At 70.5% G+C, this 19,480-nt stretch carries 23 protein-coding genes; 6 read left to right on the top strand and 17 right to left on the bottom strand.

All coding sequences use genetic code 11. From position 1 onward, the window contains the following. Position 1 precedes the first annotated feature (1 nt). Genes BLS25_RS03425 through BLS25_RS03410 form a run of 4 tightly spaced genes read right to left on the bottom strand, consistent with a single transcriptional unit; the run spans position 2 to position 2,342 of the window. Entirely contained in the window at positions 2–460 is a 459-nt protein-coding gene (locus BLS25_RS03425; RefSeq protein WP_056225314.1) for a hypothetical protein, read from the bottom strand. Continuing rightward, a complete protein-coding gene (locus BLS25_RS03420; RefSeq protein ID WP_056225317.1) occupies positions 460–873 on the bottom strand; it encodes a type II toxin-antitoxin system VapC family toxin in 414 nt (137 codons plus the stop codon). The genes BLS25_RS03425 and BLS25_RS03420 overlap by 1 nt, the downstream gene beginning before the upstream one ends. After that, positions 870–1,121: a type II toxin-antitoxin system Phd/YefM family antitoxin gene (locus BLS25_RS03415; protein WP_056225319.1), complete on the bottom strand. Its 252-nt coding sequence runs from the start codon at positions 1,119–1,121 to the stop codon at positions 870–872. Before BLS25_RS03415 ends, BLS25_RS03420 begins: the two co-directional genes overlap by 4 nt. Before the next feature lie 39 nt (positions 1,122–1,160). Beyond that, a complete protein-coding gene (locus BLS25_RS03410; RefSeq protein WP_074694792.1) occupies positions 1,161–2,342 on the bottom strand; it encodes a citrate/2-methylcitrate synthase in 1,182 nt (393 codons plus the stop codon). Positions 2,343–2,394: 52 nt separating this feature from the next. Between BLS25_RS03410 and BLS25_RS03405 the strand changes: the two genes are divergently transcribed. Further along, a complete protein-coding gene (locus BLS25_RS03405) occupies positions 2,395–3,477 on the top strand; it encodes a citrate synthase (protein ID WP_074694444.1) in 1,083 nt (360 codons plus the stop codon). Positions 3,478–3,481: 4 nt separating this feature from the next. On the opposite strand, the gene BLS25_RS03400 is transcribed toward BLS25_RS03405, so the two are convergent. Then, positions 3,482–3,853 carry a hypothetical protein gene (locus tag BLS25_RS03400; RefSeq protein ID WP_056225328.1) on the bottom strand — a complete coding sequence of 124 codons (372 nt, stop codon included), beginning with the start codon at positions 3,851–3,853 and terminating at the stop codon, positions 3,482–3,484. 83 nt (positions 3,854–3,936) lie between these two features. Here BLS25_RS03400 and BLS25_RS03395 point away from each other — a divergent pair, with 83 nt between their 5' ends. After that, positions 3,937–4,686 carry a DUF429 domain-containing protein gene (locus tag BLS25_RS03395; RefSeq protein ID WP_074694443.1) on the top strand — a complete coding sequence of 250 codons (750 nt, stop codon included), beginning with the start codon at positions 3,937–3,939 and terminating at the stop codon, positions 4,684–4,686. A gap of 9 nt (positions 4,687–4,695) precedes the next feature. After that, on the top strand, positions 4,696–5,769 hold the full coding sequence (locus BLS25_RS03390; protein ID WP_074694442.1) for a DUF4241 domain-containing protein: 1,074 nt from the start codon (positions 4,696–4,698) through the stop codon (positions 5,767–5,769). A 126-nt stretch (positions 5,770–5,895) separates the two neighbouring features. Here BLS25_RS03390 and BLS25_RS03385 read toward each other — a convergent pair whose 3' ends face one another. The 8 genes from BLS25_RS03385 to BLS25_RS03350 form a co-directional block, all read right to left on the bottom strand. Continuing rightward, positions 5,896–6,315, bottom strand: a complete 420-nt coding sequence (locus tag BLS25_RS03385; protein WP_143017812.1) for a hypothetical protein — start codon at positions 6,313–6,315, stop codon at positions 5,896–5,898. A gap of 134 nt (positions 6,316–6,449) precedes the next feature. Continuing rightward, entirely contained in the window at positions 6,450–6,734 is a 285-nt protein-coding gene (locus BLS25_RS03380; protein ID WP_176786306.1) for a WXG100 family type VII secretion target, read from the bottom strand. A gap of 15 nt (positions 6,735–6,749) precedes the next feature. Further along, positions 6,750–7,169 carry a hypothetical protein gene (locus BLS25_RS03375; protein ID WP_143017811.1) on the bottom strand — a complete coding sequence of 140 codons (420 nt, stop codon included), beginning with the start codon at positions 7,167–7,169 and terminating at the stop codon, positions 6,750–6,752. Positions 7,170–7,252: 83 nt separating this feature from the next. Beyond that, complete coding sequence (locus BLS25_RS03370; RefSeq protein WP_074694438.1) at positions 7,253–9,037, bottom strand: putative T7SS-secreted protein; 1,785 nt, start codon at positions 9,035–9,037, stop codon at positions 7,253–7,255. A gap of 490 nt (positions 9,038–9,527) precedes the next feature. Next, positions 9,528–10,361: a DUF6671 family protein gene (locus BLS25_RS03365; protein ID WP_074694437.1), complete on the bottom strand. Its 834-nt coding sequence runs from the start codon at positions 10,359–10,361 to the stop codon at positions 9,528–9,530. Then, the gene (locus BLS25_RS03360; protein WP_074694436.1) at positions 10,361–10,684 is read right to left on the bottom strand and encodes a P-II family nitrogen regulator; all 324 of its coding nucleotides are present in this window, start codon (positions 10,682–10,684) and stop codon (positions 10,361–10,363) included. The genes BLS25_RS03365 and BLS25_RS03360 overlap by 1 nt, the downstream gene beginning before the upstream one ends. Continuing rightward, positions 10,684–13,230 carry a DUF2309 domain-containing protein gene (locus BLS25_RS03355; RefSeq protein WP_074694435.1) on the bottom strand — a complete coding sequence of 849 codons (2,547 nt, stop codon included), beginning with the start codon at positions 13,228–13,230 and terminating at the stop codon, positions 10,684–10,686. The genes BLS25_RS03360 and BLS25_RS03355 overlap by 1 nt, the downstream gene beginning before the upstream one ends. Continuing rightward, the gene (locus BLS25_RS03350; RefSeq protein ID WP_074694434.1) at positions 13,230–14,705 is read right to left on the bottom strand and encodes a proton-conducting transporter transmembrane domain-containing protein; all 1,476 of its coding nucleotides are present in this window, start codon (positions 14,703–14,705) and stop codon (positions 13,230–13,232) included. Before BLS25_RS03350 ends, BLS25_RS03355 begins: the two co-directional genes overlap by 1 nt. Positions 14,706–14,803: 98 nt before the next feature. Between BLS25_RS03350 and BLS25_RS03345 the strand changes: the two genes are divergently transcribed. Genes BLS25_RS03345 through BLS25_RS03335 form a run of 3 tightly spaced genes read left to right on the top strand, consistent with a single transcriptional unit; the run spans position 14,804 to position 16,489 of the window. Then, positions 14,804–15,076 (top strand): helix-turn-helix transcriptional regulator, encoded by a 273-nt coding sequence (locus tag BLS25_RS03345; RefSeq protein ID WP_056225357.1) that lies wholly within the window; start codon positions 14,804–14,806, stop codon positions 15,074–15,076. A 42-nt stretch (positions 15,077–15,118) separates the two neighbouring features. Further along, positions 15,119–15,493 (top strand): ArsR/SmtB family transcription factor, encoded by a 375-nt coding sequence (locus BLS25_RS03340; protein WP_056225361.1) that lies wholly within the window; start codon positions 15,119–15,121, stop codon positions 15,491–15,493. Between the two features lie 18 nt (positions 15,494–15,511). Further along, positions 15,512–16,489, top strand: coding sequence for an SRPBCC family protein (locus tag BLS25_RS03335; RefSeq protein WP_074694433.1), 978 nt, complete (start codon positions 15,512–15,514; stop codon positions 16,487–16,489). A gap of 192 nt (positions 16,490–16,681) precedes the next feature. On the opposite strand, the gene BLS25_RS03330 is transcribed toward BLS25_RS03335, so the two are convergent. The 4 genes from BLS25_RS03330 to BLS25_RS16810 form a co-directional block, all read right to left on the bottom strand. Further along, positions 16,682–17,125: a hypothetical protein gene (locus BLS25_RS03330; RefSeq protein ID WP_056225365.1), complete on the bottom strand. Its 444-nt coding sequence runs from the start codon at positions 17,123–17,125 to the stop codon at positions 16,682–16,684. Between the two features lie 141 nt (positions 17,126–17,266). Continuing rightward, positions 17,267–17,728 (bottom strand): Fe-S cluster assembly sulfur transfer protein SufU, encoded by a 462-nt coding sequence (gene sufU / locus BLS25_RS03325; RefSeq protein ID WP_074694432.1) that lies wholly within the window; start codon positions 17,726–17,728, stop codon positions 17,267–17,269. Beyond that, entirely contained in the window at positions 17,725–18,966 is a 1,242-nt protein-coding gene (locus BLS25_RS03320) for an aminotransferase class V-fold PLP-dependent enzyme (protein ID WP_074694431.1), read from the bottom strand. Before BLS25_RS03320 ends, sufU begins: the two co-directional genes overlap by 4 nt. Positions 18,967–19,207: 241 nt before the next feature. Next, a partial coding sequence (locus BLS25_RS16810) for a hypothetical protein (RefSeq protein ID WP_218128152.1) occupies positions 19,208–19,480 on the bottom strand: 273 nt, incomplete at its 5' end.

Below are 19,480 nucleotides of genomic sequence, written 5' to 3'. Positions count from 1 at the left end.
GTCAGCCGAAGACCCCCGACAGCACCACCGTGCGCGTCTGCGGGTCGATGGCGACCGTCGCGCCGTGACCGCCCGACGAGAACAGGTCGTCGAGCTCCGGGCTTCCTTCGAACGGACCGGTCGGGAGCTTCGGCGCGAGATCGTCGACGAGGGTGGGCGGATCGACCTTCACGAGGTCCGCGGTGGACCGGTAGACGTCGATCTCGGACTCCGGCATGACCGCGATCACGTCGACCCAGTACGTCGAGGGGCCGACATCGCGCGAGCCGAGCGTGCCGCCCATCCACTCGACCGACTCGGCGGACGCGAGCTGCGGGTATCTCTCGGCGAGGGGGGCGAGGTCGGTGCGGAGGCGCCCGTCGCTATGCTTCGCCGCGGTCTGCGGCTCGGGCGCGGGGGCGGAGCAGGCGGAGAGCGAGACGCAGAGGGCGGCGATGACGAGGGCTGCGGTGCGGCGCATCAGGCGACCCGGGCCGCATCGGGATCGTTGAGAATGTCGACGGCGAGACCGCCGGATGCGACCGCCAAGCGCGAGTCGTTGGTCCACAGCGAACGGCATCCGGCCTGGCGGGCGATCGCGAGGTGGAGGGCATCGGCCGTCTGCAGCCCGCTGTATCGAGCACGCAACAGCGCGGCATCGAGGAACGCATCGGGGTCGGCCGGGAGCAGCTCGAAGGCATCGAAGGCGCTCCACATGGTCAGCTGCGCCTCGGCATCGGCGGCCCGCATCGGCTTCACCAACGCCTCCATCATGACCAGGGGGCTCGTTGCGAGGGGCTCGTCGGCGCGAGCGAGGGTGGCGCGTGTGCGTTCACCGATCTCGTCGTCGCGTTCGACCGCGTAGATCACCAGGCAACTGTCGATGTAGATCACGCCCCGGCTGCTCGGTTCTCGGCGATGATCGCTTCGATCTCGTTCACCGGGCGGGCGCGCTCGGGACTCAGGGGATGCTCCTCGAGCCACTGCGCGAAAGCGTTGCCTGCGCGCCGGGGCACGTAATCGATCGGCACGATCTTCGCGACCGGGACACCTCGCCGAGCGATCGTCACCTCGGCGCCCGACTCGACGTCGGCGATCAGCTTCGAGAGGCTGTTCCGCGCCTCCAGGACGTTGTACATCATGCCGTGCAACCTAGCCAGGAATATGGCTAGGTTCAACCCTCACGGCCCCACGTACTCCCCGCGCGGGCGCAGTCGCATCGCGGGTTCGGCGTACTCCACGGCGATGTGCGCGATCCATCCCGCGATCCGCCCCAGCACGAAGATCGTGCTCGCGGCATCGTGGGGCAGGCGGGCGCCCGAGACGAGCGCCGCCAGCGCGAGGTCCACGTTGGGCAGCAACCCCGTCCGGGCGGCGACGACCTCGGACAACCGGTGCACGGCATCCATCGTCCGGTCTCCGTCGGGCAGTCCGGCCAGAAGGGGGAACAGTGCCGCGGCCCGGTCGTCGCCCCCGGTGTAGAGCGGATGACCGAAGCCCGGGATGCCGTTGCCCTCCTGAAGCGCGTCGGTCAGTGCCCGCTCGGGTTCCTGACCGCGGTTCACCCGCGCGAGCAGTCGCGCTGTGCGGGTCGCGGCGGAGATGTGCAGCGGGGAGTCGGCCGCACCGAGGGCGGCGCTGACGGCGGCGTAGCCGTCGGCGCGTGCCGAGGCCGCGACGCGCGCGGCGAACGTCGAGACCGCCAGGTCGTGGTCGATGGCGAGGACCAGTGCGGCGTTGACGGCGGTGATGGTCGCGTCGTCGGCGGTGGGGGTCCACGTGCTCGTGAGCGAACGCGCGAGATCGGGGTGCGGGCGCCCGCCGAGGGCGACGGGCAGGCCCGTGAGAAGGGTCCAGCCGATGCGGTGGGCGGTGTCCGCCGAGGCGTCGTAACGCAGGGGATCGTCGGCGGCGAATCCGGTGAGAGCGGCGCGTAGGCGGTCCATCGCCCCGGCCGGGAGCGGGAGCGCCTCGACCATCGCGCGGGCGCTGCCGATAGCGGGGTCCGGGGCGTCGATGCGCTCCGCGTTCCACAGCCAGGCGACGACCTCGGCGAACGGCTGAGGGATCAGGTCGCGGGCACGCCGCCCCCGGTAGAGCAGCTCGTCGTCTTCGATGTCGGCCACGTCGGTCTGCACGACCCCGAGGGGCATGCCGGTCGTGGGGTGGGTGGGCGTCCGGACGGCCGCGCGACGGCGACCGGCGGCGAAAGCCTCGACCTCGAGTGCGTCGAAGGTAGAGCCGCGGGCGTCGCGCTCACGGGTGAGGAGGCCGCGTGACACGTAGGCGTACACGGTCTCGGGTTTGACGCCGAGCCGGGCGGCCACCTGAGCGGCGGAAAGACGGGGGAGAGGCGCGCTCATCTTGATCCGATCAACGTTGACGCTGTCGTCGTCATGTTCGCACACTGAGCGCATGAGCGACCTGATCGATGTGCCCCGCGGACTGAACGGCGTCGTCGCGGCCGAGACGACCATCAGCGACGTCGACGGCGACGCCGGCGTCTACCACTACCGAGGATTCTCCGCCGTCGACCTCGCGCGCACCCGGTCGTTCGAGGAGGTCTGGCACCTGCTGGTCGTCGGAGAGCTCCCGGATGCCGCGACCCGGGCCGCCTTCGCCGCGCGCGTCTCGTCCGCCCAGGCCGATCCGGCCCTGCCCGAACTGGTCGGCGCGGTCGCGGCCCGCACCGACCAGCCCCTCGCCGCGCTGCGCGCGGTGTGGACGCTCGCGGCATCCGCCCGCTCTTCCGCGCCGCTGTACGACCTCGCTCCCGCCGCGCGGCTCGACGAGGCGATCACGTTCGCCGCGATGGCACCGCTCGCGCTGGCTCCCGGGAGCCCGAGCGGCCGGGGGGTCGTCGCCGACTACCTCGAGCGCGTGACGGGCCGCGAGCCCGACGAGGAGCATGTGCGCGCGCTGTCGGCCTACCTCGTCGCGGCGATGGACCACGGCTTCAACGCCTCGACCTTCACGGCCCGCGTGATCGCCTCGACCGGTGCCGACATGGCATCTTGCCTGTCCGGCGCGCTTGGCGCGCTGTCGGGACCCCTGCACGGCGGGGCTCCGGCCCGCGCCCTCGACAGCCTCGACCGCGCCGGCGACGACCCGGCCGCCTGGATCGCGGGCGAGCTCGCCGCCGGGCGGCGTCTGATGGGCTTCGGACACGCGGTGTACCGCACGAGCGACCCGCGTTCCGAGCTGCTCCGCGGGGTCGCCGAACGACTCGGAGGAGACCGCGTCGCCCAGGCACTCGCCTTCCAGCGCGAGGCGGAGCGGCAACTTGCGGAGCGCCGCCCCGAGCGCCCGCTGCACGCCAACGTCGAGTTCTACGCGGCCGTGGTGATGGAGCAGTGCGGCATCCCGCGCGCGATGTTCACACCCACCTTCGCCCTCGCCCGCACGATCGGCTGGACCGCGCATGTGCTCGAGCAGGCGGCCGACCCGAAGATCATCCGCCCGGCCGCCCGGTACGTGGGGCCGTCGTTCGGGGGCTGAGCCGTCAGCCCAGCAGCTCGAGACCGCTGAACAGACCGATCGTCACCGACAGCAGACCGGCGGCGACCCCGGCGATGAACCCCGCGGCGGCGAGCTCGCGCGCCATGCGCGCGTTCAGGCTCAGGATTCCGCACACGAACGAGACCACCGCGAGCACCCACATGCCGATCTGAATGAACGGGAGGTTGTCGATCTCGGCGATCGCGCTCGCCGTGGCGATGAAGAGGTACCAGGCGATGACGATCACGCCGGTGACGATCGCGACGATCGACACGGCGCGGAGATCGCCCTTCGGCGTCGGGGGTGCGGGCGGTTCTTCGCGCGGGGGGATGTCGACGGCCGGTTCGAGCGAATCGGGGAGATCGTCGTCTGCCATGTCCCGATCCTCCCAGGTCGCGTGGGCTTTCGGCGAGGTCTTGACGGGCCGCGCGGTCTGCCACGGCGCCTAGGCTCGACGGGATGAGAACCGTCGGAGTCGACCTCGCCGCCGGAGCCCCCGGCACCGCCCTCGCCGAGGTCGAGTGGGCGGACGCCTCCGCTCGGCTGATGCGGCTCGAGATCGGGATTCAGGATGCCGACATCGTGGCATCCGTCTCGGCAGGCGAGACGTGGCTCGGGGTGGACTGTCCGCTCGGCTGGCCCGACGCGTTCGTCGATTTCGTGCAGGCCCACCACGCCGATGTCGACCCGCGGCTCGGGCCGGTCGACGGGGGAGCCGACTGGCGTCGCACGCTCGTCTACCGCCACACCGACCACGTCGTGCGGGAGCGCATCGGCCGCTGGCCGCTGAGCGTCTCGACCGACCGGTTGGGGGTCACCGCTCTGCGTGGCGCGGGTCTGCTGCGCCGCCTGGCCGCAGCGGGATTCCCCGTCGACCGCGCCGCCGAGGGGCGCCTGTTCGAGGTCTACCCCGGTGGGTCGCTGCGCCTGTGGGGCTTCGACACGAGCGGATACCGAGTGGATGCCACCCGCCGGGCCGTCCTGCTCGACGCACTGACCCGGCGCGCGCCGTGGCTCGACCTCGGCGGGTTCGACGACCTCGCCATCGCGAAGGCCGACGCTTTCGACGCCGTCATCGCCGCTCTCGCCACGCGCGCCGGAGCTCTCGGGTCGTTCGCGCGCCCGGCATCCGAGAAGCTCTCCGTCGCCCGACGCGAGGGCTGGGTCGTGTTGCCGGACGGACCGTTCGAGGCCCTCGCGACGACCTAGGCTGGCGGCATGTGGGGCGATCGCGGGGCGAAGGCGGCCGAGAAGCGCGTGCAGCGTTTCCTCGAGGATTACGACGCGCAGTGGCGGCGGGCGGCGCCCGCTTTCGAGGACCGTGCCACGAGGCGTGATGCGTTCGCCGAGTGGCGGGATCTCACGATTCCCCTGATGCGGGATCACGTTGCGGGAGACCGCGTTCGGCTGGACTCGTCGTTCGGGACGCCGCCGCAGTACGGGGTGGCCGTCGAACGGATCGTGCGGTCGGAGGTGGAGGGCGACCGCGCGTTCGTGCTGACCGAGGTGTTCGAATCGCAGACGCGCAAGAAGCACGAATACGTTCTCGAGCGCGATGGGCGCGGGTGGAGGATCACCGCGATCGAGCAGCACTTCGACGATCCGCGGACCCCGTTCTTGGGTGCGGAGCAGGCACGCGCCCTCGCCGCCGACGCGATGCCGGACGCTCGCCTCGACGACGTGCCCGACGAGCAGCGCGGCCTCGACGAGGTCCGCAACTTCACCGAGCGCACGGTCGTCCACCGGCGCAGCCAGGAATCATCGGAGGTGCGCGTCTCGCCGGCGGGAACACTCGTCACCTCATCGGGTGTGCTCGCGGTGCTCGACTTCGGCTACGACAACGACGGCGCGCGCCCCCTCGCCCGCAGCGTGGCCCCGGGGTCGTACCCCGTCGAGCGGGTGACCGGGTTCGGTCGCAACGCCGCCCTGCGGGTGCGCTTCAGCGAACGGATGCCGGTGACCTGGCATCCCGCCGATCTGCCGTCCGGCCCGGGACACTTCTTCGGTGTCGACGCCGGCTCCGCCTGCATCGTCGACCTGCCCGCGTACGCGACGATGAGCCGCCGGGCCAAGGCGGCGGCATTCACCGAGTACATGTACGCGCCGTCACCGAGCGTGCAGGAGGTCGCGCTCGGTTCCCGCGACGTGGGGATCGTCGCGGAATCCGGATACGGCGACGGCCAGTACCCGGTGTACTGGGGGCTCGATGAGACGGGCGCGGTCGCCCAACTCGTCGTCGACTTCCTGGTGCTCGTCACCGCGGATGACGAGGGGAACTGGCGGCACCTGTGACATCTGGGGGTTGATCCTGCCGGTGGGCGCTCTGCGCGGCCGTCAGTGTGTGGTCCTCGGGGCCGGGTGGAGCGAGGGTGCCGGCACTGATGGCCTCATCGCAAAGCCCCTGAGGATTCTTCCTGATCAGTAGTCTGCGCGCCGGCTCATGTCATCGGGCAGTCGGAAGCACGGCGAGAAGGAGAAAATCTCGATGCGGGACCGATCAACGCTGGTAGTGAGGGAGTAGGACGAGCCCGCTGGTCCGACTACCCGCGCCCGAGGGGCACCGTCTGGCGTCATCTCGAGGCGCGCTGCGAAAGACGGTCTGCGCGCGAATGCCTGTGCGATTTCGTCCACCAACTCTCGGTCGTCGACCGGACCGGAGAGAGTCAGGTAGTTGTGTCCGGTCCACTGATAGATGCCATCGGCGCCGCAGCTCAAGAGGATGCCCTTGTCGAGTTGCTCTGTCGAGGCCACGCTGCTCGTAGGGACGTAGCTCGCTAGCTCGTTCTCCATCGACTGCGCGACCGCCTTCGCGCCGTAGACGTCCAAGGTCTCGTCCACCGCGGCTCCGCTCCCCGCTGTCGCGCACCCGCTGAGCGCGCCGATGAGGACCAGAGTCAGGATCAGGGGGCTGAGTCCTCGTCTCACTGAATCACCTTTCGAAGCGCGTCTTTCGGGGCCTTTTGGCTGAGGCGTCAGTCCCAGAGTCCTCGAACACCCTCGTCGGCGGCCCGCAGCTTACGTCCCGCGTCCGCTGCCCCCTCGCGTGCATGATCGAGGAACGCACGAAGCTCGCGCATCGAACGGGACCACTCCGATTGCGCGACGCGATAGGCGTCGCGCGCTTCTCCGGACCAGGCCGATTGAAGCGTCTTCACGGAAGCATCGAGGCGGTTCAACTCACCGTCTATCGCCGAGATGCTCGCGTTGATCTCGTCGAGAAATAACAGGTGCTTCGCGGGGTCGAGCTTGATCTGCATGAGCATTCTCTGCTTTCAATACTCCGCGAACGGGCTCATGTCGTCGGGCAGCCGGAAGCACGGTGAGAAGGAGAAGATCTCGATGCGCGAGCGATCGACGCTGAGAGTGAGCGAATACGAAGAGCCCGCTGGCCCGATTACCCGTGCCCGAGGTACACCGTCCTGCGTCATCTCGACTCGCGACGCGAAAGGCGATCTATTGGCGAACCTTTGCTCGATCTCGTCGACCGTCTGCCGCACATCCACCGGACGGGAAAGGGTCAAATACTTGTGTCCCGTCCACTGGAACACGCCGTCAAGTCCACAGGTGATGAGGACGCCTTTGTCGAGCTGCTCGACTGAAGACACACCGCTGGCAGGCACGTAGTCGGCCAATTCGTTCTCCATCGATTGTGCAACCGCCTTCGCGCCGTGCACGTCCAAAGTCTCGTCCACCGTGAACCCATTCGTCGTCGTCGAGCAGCCACCGAGCGCTCCGATGAGGGCCGTGGCCCCGAGCACTGCGCAGAGTCCTCGCTTCACTGATTCACCTTTCGGAGGATTTCTTCGAGGGCCTGCAGATTTTCTGCCCTGCCGCTCGCGATGAGATTGTGATTCTCCACCGGCGAAAGAGAGCCGCGGAACGTCGGTTGTTCTATTCCCATTCCTTCTACCCGCGGGACTTCCGGGTCTCCGATCGGCACCACGAAGTCCCCTTCTCTCGCGTACACGTGGGAGTCGAATGCTGCGTGCGTATTCGGGTTCTGCCCATCCCACACCACGCCCAGCTGCTGCGCCATACTCAGCGCGTCCGTATAGCTCCAGTGGTTGTAGGAAGTGCCGGGAGCGGGTGCCCAGCCCGGAGGCATTCCGGCACCGGCCAATGAGTGCACCTGATCGTAGTGAACACCGTCAGTTTCGGACCCGGTGATCGGGACGAGCCCCCACGAGTGCCCCATGCCGATCTGTTCAGCGGCGGAAAGTCGTGGGTCAGAGGCCCTCATCTCCTTCTCGAAACCGGCGAGCAGCTCGGCCTGCGCATCCGCGAGCTTCGGATCGTTCGCCTCCATGAACCCGGTCGCCGCAGGAACTTCAATGAGGACTCCCGATCCATAGGGCGACTTGTCGACCTCCCCAGGGAATGTGCCCTCCTTCCACACGAATGCCACGATGTTCGGATCGCGTCCGTGCAGCCACCGGGCCACCGATTGCACGTCATTCCCGTAGAAACTGTCCGTGGTGGTGAAGGTCCCCGGGACGTACGTCACGGTGGCTGATGTCGTGTCCGAGGGCTGACCGACCATCTCGATGATGTCTCCGCGTTCGGGGTCGTACAGGTATAGCTGCACCTCTCCATCGACGGCGGCCCTGAGGTAGCGGCGCTCCCGTTCCAGCGCGGCACGGTCGTCGCCGGTGACGTCCGAGGCCTCGAGAGCGCTGTCGATGACGTCGATTCGAGCGGCCGCATTCGCTCTGTTCGCTGCCACGCGGATAGCAGGAGGGAGGCCGCCGAGCGAGCCCAGTATTCCGGGGGCGGAGGACAGCAAAGCGTGCTGCACGGTTGGGTCCTGCTCGCTCCACCACGTCGCAAGGACCTCGGAGGCGGGTTGATGATCTTTGAGCAGTGAGACCCATTCGGGGTGGAGCTTCATGAGTTCTGCGACTTGTTCCTCGTCGGAGCGCGACAAGCGCTCGAGGATCGACAAGATCAGTCGGTCGGATGCGGCTCGTGGCGTCTGATCGGTGAGAGAAAGCGCTGGTCCTCCGGTCAGCAAGACTCCCCAGAGCCCTTTCTCCGGAGTCGCCTCGTATGCGACACGCAGCTGCATCGTCGCCTCGGCCGCGGCCTCTTCCACCGCCGCGCGCGCCGTCTCCAAGACCTCGGCGGCTGCGATCCGAGCGGCGTCGCCCGGGTCGACGAAGGTCGGCACGATGGACAGCCCGCCCGCACTTCTCTCCTGCTCGCGATGAGCGATCTGCGCGTTCCGCGTGGAGGCCTGGCCGTCGTTCCAGAGACGTATCGCCTCGGCCGCCTGTTCTTGCGCCCACCGCAGCGTGGCCTCGTAGGCATCGCACGCCGCGGCGCTCAGAGTGAGTGCTTCCCCCATCGCAGACCAGTTGTCGGCGATGGTCGTCCGGCGGTGTTCGAACGCTTCCGCTGACGACCCCGTCCAAGAGTCCGCGGGGGAGACCCCGAACACCGACTCGCTGAGCCGCGAGGCGCTCTGACCGGCAGCGCGCCACGCCACCGCCGCATCTGCGATGCCATCGGGCGAGCCTGGAATCAATGCGACGGGGTCGTGCGTCGAGCCGAGTTCCGTCATCGAGGAACCCCGTCGAGATCCGCTTGTTCGTAGGCGTCGGCAGACGCCCGCAATCGCTCCACAAGTTCGTCGAACTCTTCCGCTCGGGCTGACCACACCGCGGCGACATTCTGAGCGAAGGCTCGGGCGGCAGCCTGGAGGACCTGCTCCCCGAAATTCGGCAGCGTCGGCCACCGTGGCGGCGGCTCAGCCTGCCGAGCGCCCCTCAGCTGTGCCGCCGCGACGCGCAGTGCTTCGGGTTCCACGCAGAACGTCGACATGACTACCCCCCTCGGTGACGGTCCGTGAGCAGTCGCCAGCTTGCCCTGCCGAAGCGGACTTCAGGGGTTTTTCACCCCGACGCCGCCCGTAAATCACCCGTCCCGCCTCCACGGGAGAAGCCGGCTAGGGGGGGTCCCGTCGCGGCTGAGGCCGACGCGTCACGGTCGGCTGAGACGGCGACACAACCGCGCTGCATCCCTTTCCCCTCCCGCCGGCCTCGCGACATCCGCTACGGATTGCAGGCGTCACACGTCGCCGGGTCGGCCTGCCGCTCGGGCCGCGGGCGCTCGCGCTGCTCGTCGCAGGCGGGGCAGCCGTCGACGTCGAGACGCACCTGCGAGGTCGCGTTGCCGCACGCTGCGCACGGGAGACCGCGCACCACGCCCACCGCTCCGAAGCCCGGACACCCGCACCCCGGGCACAGCTGGGTGAGTCGGGCGGCGAGCAGCCACGACAGGCGGCGCAGCACCCGCCGCCGGGTGGGGTTCATGTGCGCGCGGAGGTCGGGCTCGAGCTCGACGGGGCCGCGGCGTAGCAGGGCGTCGATGACCGCGGCATCCTGGATGCCCTTCTGCACGCCGTCGGCGGTGCGGGCGACGACGCCGTGGTGCGGAAATCCGGCGCGGGCGAGGTAGCGCCGCGCTTCTGCCGACGTGCGCACGGTGCGGGCCGGGGCGACGTGCGTGTACTGGCGGATGCCGTGACGTACGCGGATGCCGCGCTCGAGGTCGATGAAGACGGCGAGCTCCTCGTGCATCATGGGTCCGAAGCCGCCCAGCGCCGGGGCGTACGACGCTTCGGTGGCCAGACCGGTGGCCGTCCCCAACTCGAGCGCGGCCCCCCGGGCCTTAGCCGTGGCCGCGTGCTCGGCGGTGCCCGCCCTCGGCACGTCTCGGGTGAACGTGCCGAGGGAGTCTGTGTCGAGCTGCGCCGTCGGCGCGACGCCCGCGTCGAGCCATCGGGCGAAGGCCGGGGCGAACGCGGACTCCTTGCCGTGCAGGGTGCCAACGGCGATCGTCTCGCCGGCGTACGGCGCCCCCCGGTGACTCGTCGCGGTGCGCATCAGGCGAAGTAGTCCGCGCGGCTGACCGAGGTCGGCGAGACGAACATCACGCCCGAGGCGTGGTCGAGGACCGGACGGATGCCGGCGATGATCGCATCGGCCTTCTCGGGCGCCACGACCGTGACGAGAAGAGTCAGGGTGTCGTGGTCGTTGAAGAGCAGGCGGCCGCCGCGGGGTCCGTGGTGGCCCACCCCGGCCACGCCGGTGATCGCGGTGTACCCGCGCGCGCCGAGCGATTGCATGAGGGCGGACACCTCGGCGACGTCGTCGCTCGCGACGACCACCTCGATCTTGGCCATCGGGGTCAGTTCGGACAGGCTCATCAGCGGATCTCCTTCGTGGTGGATTCTTCGGTGGCGGCGGGGATGCCGGTGGGGGTGGGGGTGTCCAGGTCGTCGGCCTGCCAGCCGTAGCGGCCCCACCGCATCCAGCGGGCGCTGTCGTGCTCGCGGACGCGGAGGGTGATCCACCGGTTGGCGACCAGGGTGCGGACGGCCTCGGAGGCGTCGATGATGTCGTTCACCCGCGCGAGCGGGGCCTCGACGAACACCTGCAGCCGGATCGGTTCGTGCCGACTCGCGCGGCCGACGCCCACCGACTGCCAGGGCAGGCCGAGCCGCAGGTCGCCGCCGTAGCCCGACAGCACGCCGACGGTGCCGACCACGTTGTGCAGGGGCTTGGGGCCGGCGCCGAACCGGTCGGGGGCGACGGTCGAGGCCGAGTACTGCGCGTTGATCCACTGCGCCACGATCATCGGCGCGGTGAGGATCGTCTCGAGGCCCGCGCCGTCGGGGTCGGCGGCGGCGTCGTAGCTGTGCAGGAAGGCGCGGCGACCGAGGTCAGTGCCCGCGGTGATCGAGCGCGGACCCACGATGAACGCGGCGTTACCCACGAGACCCCACTCCGCGTACGACTCGGCCCAGTCCGCGGACCGGCGCTCGGTGTCGCGGACGGCGCCGTGCCGCCCTCCCGACCCGGGCAGGCTCGCGCTGCGCTCGGCGGCGTTCGCCGCACGCGCGGTCTCGAGCAGCCGGGTCACCTCGAGCGTGACGGTCTCGTGCGTCGCCGGAATGGCCCAGGGCTCGAGCAGGGTGACCTCGTCGGTGATGGTGTCCATCTGCGCCGCGACGAAAAGCGTGTCGGCGGGGATCGAGATGCCCCGTCCGGCGAGGGCGTCGCGCGTCTCGGGGTCGTTGAAGATCATCGCCGCCGCCCGCGCGTTCGGTTCGCCCTCGTGGCCGCCGCATGCGCCGCACTGCAGCGACGATGCGAAGGGGTTGTTGGCGACGGTGGCGCCGTGCCCGCACAGCAGCACGATCGGGGCGAATCCCTCGACCAGGCCCATCATGCGCAGCGCGGTCTCGGCGTACAGCACACGCTCCTCGAGCGTGAAGACGACGTTCGCATCGACGTGCGTGGACGGCTTGCTGGGCCGCATGCGCGACACCATCGCCCGCCAGCCCTCCGGCGCGAGCGTTCGCGCGGCGCTCACCGCGCCCAGCACCCACCCGGCGGTCTCGGCGAAGGCGTAGGGGGCCACGGCGGACTCTTTGAGGGAATCGATGGTGGCATCCCGCTCCACGCTCGTCTCGTGCTGCCGCTTCCAGCGCGCGATCGCGTCGCGCTCCACGGACGACTCGGTGATCGCCACGCGGGGCGTGAGCAGCACCGGGCACGAGGCGACCTCGAACGACCCGTCGGCGGGCCGGAACGAGATGGGCGCCGCGAAGAATCCCGCGAAACCGAGGGTCTCGACGGCTCCGGCGGCCTCGAGGTGCCGGCGGAAGCTCTCGGACCGCGTATCGATGCAGAAGACGGCCTGCGCGAGTGGCCGCTGCGGCGCCGTGCTCTCGCGGAGCACCGGGGCGGTCGCGGGGGCGAGCTCGCGCGCGATTCCCCGCTCGTACGCCTCCTGCCAGACGGCGAGGCGCGCGGCCGGGTTGATCAGCGAGAGGACGGGGCGAAGGGCGGTCCGCACCGCCGCGTCGGCGGGGTCGACGCCGAGGGCGAGGGCGACCGTGCCGATCCGCGCGGCGTCATCGGTCGGGCCCTTCTCGGTCGGGGACGCTGCCGGCAGGGCGACGTCGGCGGGCAGCAGGAGCCGTTCGAGCGTCGCGCGGATCGCGACGAGCGAGGTCAGATCGACGCCGCTCGCGGCCGTGTACCGGACGAGCGCCGCCCACCCCGGCAACGCGAGCACGTGGGCGCGGAGGAACGATTCCGCGGCCGGCCCGTCCAGCTCCCACCGGGCGAGCGCGTCGCCGATGGCCGCGGCCGGGTCGTCGGAGGAATGCCGGATGCCGCTGCGCACCTTCCGCGACAGGGTCGGGTCGAGCGCGGTCAGGCGCCGCCACGCCACCCACATGCTCTCGTCGTTCGTCGGCGACCACGGGGCGTTCCCGAGCGATGCGGCGATCCAACGTGCGGTGAGGTCGTCGATGCGCGCGTGGATCCGCGGCGACAGCCGTGCGGCGGGGGTGGGTTCGGGCGCGGCCGCAGTCAGCGGGGGAGCGACGAGCAGGTCATGGCCGAGGATCTCGCCCACCGTGACGCGCGTGCCGCCGATGTCGAGAGAGCGCGGGGCGCCCGCCTCGGGCACGGTGAACCGCAGGGCCGCCTGCAGGTCGGCGGGGCTGATCCGCCCCTGCGCGTACAGGTCGCGGAAGCGCTGTTCCGGAAGGGAGAGCAGGACGCCGTGATCCCGGGCGATCAGTCCGATCGCCTCTTCCCAGTCGAGGTTCTCGTACCCGGCGACGGGGTTGCGGGCGATGAAGGTCTCGAGGGGGAAGTGGGGCGAGATGGCGCGGCCGGCGGCGGCGATCCAGCCCCGGATGACGGCGGGAGAGGGAGGGGAGGCGGGGGTGGTCATCAGAATCTCCGGTACTCGAGGGGGCCGTCGGCGGGTGCCGGGGTCCAGGGCGTGTCGATGCGGGATGCGGTCGGAGGGAGGGGCGGTCGGCCCCACGAGAAGGCGGAGGCGAACAGTCGATCCGCGAGGGGACCGGAGCCGCGGGCGGCCAGGCCCGATGCGGCGGCGAGGACGAAGACGGCCACCGCGAACAGGGCGGGGACCGGGTCTGCCGCCGTGACCGGCGCGAGGGCCTCGGCCGCAGGGAAGACCACCGCGAGGTAGGCGGCCGTGAGGGCGGCCAGGCCCGCGAGCTGGGCCGCGCGCGCGGCGACCGACCGGGAGCTTGCGCCGATCCGCGCCCCGGCGACCACCGCGGTGGCCCCGGCGAAGAGCAGGAGTACTGCCGCGCTGTGCTCCCACGCGCCGGATGCCGCGATCGCCGCGACCCCGGTCAGGAGAACGATCACCGCGCCCACGATCGCTCCCGCGGTCGACCGAGCCGGATGCGCGACGCCCCGCGCCTTCAGCGCGTGCTCGACCGCGGAGCCGGCGCCGAGGAAGAGGCTCGCCTTGTAGAGCGCGTGACCGATCGCGTGGACCAGGGCGACGCCGAAGGCGCCGAGACCGCAGGCCAGGAGCAGGAAGCCCATCTGCGCGGCCGTGGACTGCACGAGGCGGCCCTTCACGTCGGGGCGCGTGAGCATCGCGAGGCCCGCGACGATCATCGTGATCGCACCGGCGGCGGCCACGATCCAGGGGCCGACGACGGAGGGGACGGCCGCGTAACGGAGGAAAAGCAGGGCGCCGGCGTTCACGAAGCCCGCGTGCAGCAGGGCGGACACGGGAGTGGTCGTGGCCGCGGTGGCGGGGAGCCACCCGTGGAGGGGGAAGGCGCCGGCGCGGGCGACCGCCGCGAGGGCGACGAGCGCGCTCACCACCGCCGCCGAGATCGCGTCGACGCTTCCGAGAGCTGCCAGCGACGCCGATCCGGTCGAGGCGACCGCGATGATGACGGCCGTCCAGAGCGCCGCGTCTCCGAGCAGCAGGGCCACCGCGCTCCGCGAGACGGCGACGCGGGTCTGCGGACCTGCGCCGCCCGTGCGGATGAGCGCGATCATGCTGACCGTGCCGAGCGTCCACCCCGCGGCGAGGAAGACGACGTCTCCGGCCGCGATGGCGGTGGTCGTCCCGACGGCCGCGAGCGACGACAACGCGAAGAAGCTGCGCGAACGCGGGTCGCCGCGCAGGTTGCGGCTGGCGTAGGACTGCACGACCACGGTGAGGGCGACCACGAGCAGCGACAGCGCGGCACCGGCCACGTCGTCGTCGGCGGCGAGGGCCGAGGCCAGACCGATCGTGGCGACGACCGTGGCGGCGCCGGCGGGCCACACGGCGAGAGAGCCCGGGGTGCGCCGACGCGCGACATCCGGGAGGAGGGCGGCGACGACCGCGGCGAGCAGTGCGGCGATCGTGAGCGGGGCGAGAAGGGACATGCGCAGCACGTTACATGCAACAAATTGCGTGTGTCAAAACGCAGGTAACAAATAACCGGTACTTGGATTCCGGTACCTCGGGTCACTATGCTGTGGCGATGACCACCTGGACGTTCCTCACGAATCACGCCCACGTGTTCATCTACGTCTCCCGCGACCCCGGGGCCCGCGTCCGCGAGATCGCGGATGCCGTGGGCATCACCGAGCGCACGGCGCACGGCATCCTGGCCGATCTCGTCGATGCCGGCTATCTCAAGCGCGAGAAGGAGGGTCGACGCAACCGCTACGAGTGCGTCGAAGACCTGCCGCTGCGTCATCCGATCGAGAGCGACCACCCGGTCGGCGCGTTGTTGCAGGCGTTGCGCGGCTGACGCCCTTGCGGGCCACGGCCCTCCGCGCTAACGTGCAACCAAATGGTTGAACAACAAAGCGACGCCGACATCGACCGGGTCTTCCACGCCCTCGCCGACGCGACCCGTCGCGACATCGTGCGGCGCACGCTCGTCTCCGAGCAGTCGGTGACGCAGCTCGCCGCGGCCTACGCGATGTCGTTCGCCGCCGTGTCGAAACACATCGCCGTGCTCGCCGACGCGCGGCTCATCACCAAACGCGCGGAGGGGAGGGTGCGACTCGTGTCCGCCGACCCCACCGCGCTCGCCCGGGCGCAGGACCTGCTGCGCTCGTACGAAGAGCTCTGGCGGGGACGCATCGACCGACTCGACGCGATCCTGCTCGAAGACGCCGGGGTGCCGGCATCCCTCCCGCCCTCCGAACCCACCGAGAACTGAACCGACGAAGGAGCCGTCATGCCCGTCACATCCGTCGAGAGCGACGCCGAAGCGCTCACCATGACCCTGGTCGCCGACTTCCCCGTGGGCGCCGAACGGTTATGGACGGTCTTCACCGACCCGCGGCAGCTCGAACGCTTCTGGGGTCCCCCCGGATGGCCGGCGACGTTCGCATCGTTCGCCTTCGAGGTCGGCGGTCGCGCCCGATACTCGATGACCAGCGCGAGCGGCGAGATCGCACGCGGGAGCTGGGAGTTCCTCGGCATCGACGCTCCGCGCGGCTTCGAGGTCGTCGACTCGTTCGTCGACGAGGACGGCGAGGCGATCCCCGGCATGCCCGCGATGCGCATGACCTTCGCGTTCGACGAGACCGAGGGCGGCTCGCGGCTGACGAACGTGACGTACTTCGACTCCCTCGAGGGTCTCGAAACGGTGCTCGCCATGGGCGCCGTCGAGGGGTCGACCCTCGCCATCAACCAGCTCGACGCGGTGCTGCAGGGGCTACGGGAGTTCGCGCAGGGCAAGGGCACGCAGCTCGAGATCCTCGACGACCAGCACGTGCGCATCACGCGGCTCATCGACGGGCCGCGCGAGCTCGTCTGGCGGGCCCACGTCGACCCCGAGCTGATGCGACAGTGGATGCTCGGGCCCGACGGATGGCGCATGACCCACCGCGAGGTCGACCGGCGCGAGGGCGGCGCGTACCGCATCGGGTGGGAGCCCGAACCCGGCACCGAGGGGGAGCCCTTCGGATTCGACGGCGAGATCCTGCTGCTCGACGAGCCGCGCCGCATGGTGCAGACCGAGCACATGACCGGCACCGACTACCCCTCGACGATCAACGACCTGTCTCTCTACGAAGAAGACGGGGCGACGCTGGTCACCCTGCTGATCGAGTATCCGGATGCCGAGACCCGCGACGCCGTGCTCGCCACGGGGATGGTCGAGGGGATGGAGCAGAGCTTCCGGCGGATGGAGCGGGTCGTCCTCGGGTGAGGGGGCGGGTGGCGCGCGCGGAGCGGGGGGCCCACTCGTGGTCGGAGCGTCGCTCTGGGTTCCGGGCACGTGCGATGCATAACTCCTGCACCTGACGCCCTGCGCAAGCCGGAACATCGCTTTCGCGCGGGTTGTGCAGGAGCTGTGCGCAGCGGCGGGGTCGATGCGGGCGAGCAGCGGGCGCCATCGCGCTCAGGCGGCGGGCGCCGCCCGGCGCACGGCCTCGCGAATGCGCTGCTCGACCGCGTCCGTCACCTCGACGACCGCGAACGACACCGGCCACATGGGGCCGTCGTCGAGCTGCGCGCTGTCGTCGAAGCTCACCGTGCCGTAGCGCGTCTTGAACTTCGACGCCGGCTGGTAGAAGACGACGACCTTGCCGTCCTTCGCGTACGCCGGGAAGCCGTAGAACGTCTTCGGGTTCAGGTGCGCGGCCTCTTCGAGCACGATGACGTGCAGGCGCTCGGCGACCGCGCGGTCGACGCCCTCGAGCTTGTCGATCGCTTCAAGGCAGGCCTCGTTCTCCTTCTCGAGCTTCGCCGCGCCCTTCAGGCCCTTCATGGCCTTGAGCTCTTCGGCGCGCTGCTTCATCGCCGCGCGTTCTTCGTCGCTGAATCCTGCTCCGCCGGTGGCCATGGCATCCGCCCTCTCATTCGTCTGACGGAAGGGTAGCGCGCGTCGTCCCGGTCGTATCCTCCGCGATCCGCACACCTTCAGCCAGAACCGGCGGATGCCGACTGAGCTTGCGCGTATCGCCGAGCTTGCGCGCCGAGGCGCTCAGGCCTGCCGCAGTCCCTCTTCGAGGGCGACCCACGCGAGCATCGCGCACTTCACGCGCGCGGTGAACTTCGAGACCCCGGAGAGGGCGGCGGCGTCGGCGAAGGTCTCCTCGTCGAGGGGGACCTTGCCGCGGGAGCGTAGCGCCTCGCGGAACTGCGCGATCAGCGCCTCAACGTCGGCCTTCGCCATGCCCTCGTCGCCGCCGTCTTCCTGCAGCAGGGCGACGAGCATCGACGCGGACGACTGCGAGATCGAGCAGCCCGCTCCCTCCCAGGTGACGGATGCCACGCGCTCGCCGTCGTCCGACAGCTCGACCCGCAGGGTGATCTCGTCGCCGCAGATGGGGTTGCGCTGGTGCACGGTGGCGCTGCGCGCGCCGGGGGCGGCCAGGCCGAAGCCGCGGCGGTTCTTCGCGTGGTCGAGGATGAGCTCCTGGTACAGCGACTCGAGCCCGCTCATGCGCCGGCACCGAAGAAGCCGCGCACGCCCGAGACGGCGTCGAGGAAGGTGTCGATCTCGTCCTCCGTGGTGTGGATCGCGGCGCTCGCGCGCACCGACGCCGTCATCCCGAAGCGGCGGTGCAGGGGCTGTGCGCAGTGGTGTCCGACGCGCACGGCGACGCCGCGCGAGTCGAGGAACTGGCCCACGTCGTGCGCGTGCACACCCTGCACCTCGAAGGCTTGCAGGGCGACGCGCTCCGCAGCATCCGCGTCTCCGAGAAGACGGATGCCGTCGATCGAGCGGAGACCCTCGCGCATGCGCTTCTCGAGCGCAGCTTCGTGCGCGTGCGCGGCGTCCAGGTCGTGCGCGCCGAGCCAGCGGACGGCGGCAGCGAGGGCGACGGCCTGCGACACCGGCTGCGTGCCGGGCTCGAAGCGCTGCGGCGGGGGCAGGTACTCGGCCGTGTCGAGCGTGACGGTGGTGATCATCGACCCGCCCGTGGTGAAGGGCGGCAGCGACTCGAGCACCTCGTCGCGACCCCAGAGCGCTCCGATGCCGTAGGGCCCGTAGACCTTGTGGCCCGAGAAGACGGCGAGATCGACTCCGGATGCCGGCAGGTCGAGGCGCAGATGAGGTGCCGACTGGCACGCGTCGAGCACGGTCAGCGCGCCCACGCCGCGGGCGAGGGTGACGAGCTTCGCGACGGGATTCACGATGCCGAGCACGTTCGACACGTGCGGGAAGGCGACGACCTTGGTGCGCTCGCCGATGAGGTCGGCTGCGGCGTGCAGGTCGAGCATGCCGTCGTCGAGCACGGGGATGTGGCGCAGGCGCGCCCCGGTGCGGGCGGCGAGCTCCTGCCAGGGGATGAGGTTCGCGTGGTGCTCGGCCTCGGTCACGACGATCTCGTCGCCCGCGCGGAGGCGCCCGGCGTAGCCGAGCGAACCCGCCACGAGGTTGAGGCCGGCCGTCGCGCCGCTTGTCCAGACGAGCTGCTCGGGCTCGGCGCCCACGTACTCGGCGACCGTGACGCGCGCGTCTTCGAACAGCTCGGTGGCCTCGGCCGCGAGGGTGTGGGCACCGCGGTGCACGGCGGAGTTCGCCCGCTCGAGGAACTCACGTTCGGCGTCGAGCACGGCACGAGGCTTCTGGCTCGTCGCTCCGGAGTCGAGGTACACGAGGGGGCGACCGTCGATCTCGGTCTCGAGGATCGAGAAGTCGGCGCGCACGGCGGCGACGTCGAAGGGGAGGCTCACCCCTCCAGGCTACGTCGCGCCGGGTGGGTGGGTGCCATGTGCGGCTCGCACGAAGCCGACTCGCGACCTCGCGCGAGATCGCGGGCGACGCGTCCTGAGCGCGGCGCCGGCCTCGACGCCCCGCCGCAGCACCGCGAGACTGCATCTCGCCGACAACCCTGCGTCATCCGGCGGCGAGGATTGTCATGTCTCAGGACTTTGGTGACAGTTCTGCCTCAGGACATCGGTGACAGTTGGTGTCTCAGGACATCGGTGACGGTTCGATCGAGCGTTTGCGGCGGGGGCCTTTGGGGTTGCCGTTGCTGACGTAGGTGATGCCGGGGGCGGGGTGGGGGTGCTCGATGATCAGCTCGCTGGTGGCGAGGTCGTAGAAGGCGATCGTGGTGTCGTCTTGGACGATGGTGATGAGCGCTCCTGTGTGGTGGCTGCCGAGCTGATATTTGACGCCGTTGACGTTGATGCCGCCTCCGCCGCTGACGCGGCGGGTGTTGTGCGGGAGGTCGGTGTGGGCGGT

Source organism: Microbacterium testaceum StLB037 (assembly GCF_900104345.1).
Taxonomy (GTDB): Bacteria; Actinomycetota; Actinomycetes; order Actinomycetales; family Microbacteriaceae; genus Microbacterium; species Microbacterium testaceum_A.
This window is presented reverse-complemented; position numbering and strand designations above follow the sequence as displayed.

What these genes read in the sequence shown, in the direction of transcription:
- BLS25_RS03425 (WP_056225314.1), bottom strand. Translation starts at nt 460, where the DNA reads ATGCGCCGCACCGCAGCCCTCGTCATCGCCGCCCTCTGCGTCTCGCTC.
- BLS25_RS03415 (WP_056225319.1), bottom strand. Translation starts at nt 1,121, where the DNA reads ATGATGTACAACGTCCTGGAGGCGCGGAACAGCCTCTCGAAGCTGATC.
- BLS25_RS03410 (WP_074694792.1), bottom strand. Translation starts at nt 2,342, where the DNA reads ATGAGCGCGCCTCTCCCCCGTCTTTCCGCCGCTCAGGTGGCCGCCCGG.
- BLS25_RS03405 (WP_074694444.1), top strand. Translation starts at nt 2,395, where the DNA reads ATGAGCGACCTGATCGATGTGCCCCGCGGACTGAACGGCGTCGTCGCG.
- BLS25_RS03400 (WP_056225328.1), bottom strand. Translation starts at nt 3,853, where the DNA reads ATGGCAGACGACGATCTCCCCGATTCGCTCGAACCGGCCGTCGACATC.
- BLS25_RS03395 (WP_074694443.1), top strand. Translation starts at nt 3,937, where the DNA reads ATGAGAACCGTCGGAGTCGACCTCGCCGCCGGAGCCCCCGGCACCGCC.
- BLS25_RS03390 (WP_074694442.1), top strand. Translation starts at nt 4,696, where the DNA reads ATGTGGGGCGATCGCGGGGCGAAGGCGGCCGAGAAGCGCGTGCAGCGT.
- BLS25_RS03380 (WP_176786306.1), bottom strand. Translation starts at nt 6,734, where the DNA reads ATGCAGATCAAGCTCGACCCCGCGAAGCACCTGTTATTTCTCGACGAG.
- BLS25_RS03370 (WP_074694438.1), bottom strand. Translation starts at nt 9,037, where the DNA reads ATGACGGAACTCGGCTCGACGCACGACCCCGTCGCATTGATTCCAGGC.
- BLS25_RS03365 (WP_074694437.1), bottom strand. Translation starts at nt 10,361, where the DNA reads ATGCGCACCGCGACGAGTCACCGGGGGGCGCCGTACGCCGGCGAGACG.
- BLS25_RS03360 (WP_074694436.1), bottom strand. Translation starts at nt 10,684, where the DNA reads ATGAGCCTGTCCGAACTGACCCCGATGGCCAAGATCGAGGTGGTCGTC.
- BLS25_RS03355 (WP_074694435.1), bottom strand. Translation starts at nt 13,230, where the DNA reads ATGACCACCCCCGCCTCCCCTCCCTCTCCCGCCGTCATCCGGGGCTGG.
- BLS25_RS03350 (WP_074694434.1), bottom strand. Translation starts at nt 14,705, where the DNA reads ATGTCCCTTCTCGCCCCGCTCACGATCGCCGCACTGCTCGCCGCGGTC.
- BLS25_RS03345 (WP_056225357.1), top strand. Translation starts at nt 14,804, where the DNA reads ATGACCACCTGGACGTTCCTCACGAATCACGCCCACGTGTTCATCTAC.
- BLS25_RS03340 (WP_056225361.1), top strand. Translation starts at nt 15,119, where the DNA reads ATGGTTGAACAACAAAGCGACGCCGACATCGACCGGGTCTTCCACGCC.
- BLS25_RS03335 (WP_074694433.1), top strand. Translation starts at nt 15,512, where the DNA reads ATGCCCGTCACATCCGTCGAGAGCGACGCCGAAGCGCTCACCATGACC.
- BLS25_RS03330 (WP_056225365.1), bottom strand. Translation starts at nt 17,125, where the DNA reads ATGGCCACCGGCGGAGCAGGATTCAGCGACGAAGAACGCGCGGCGATG.
- sufU (WP_074694432.1), bottom strand. Translation starts at nt 17,728, where the DNA reads ATGAGCGGGCTCGAGTCGCTGTACCAGGAGCTCATCCTCGACCACGCG.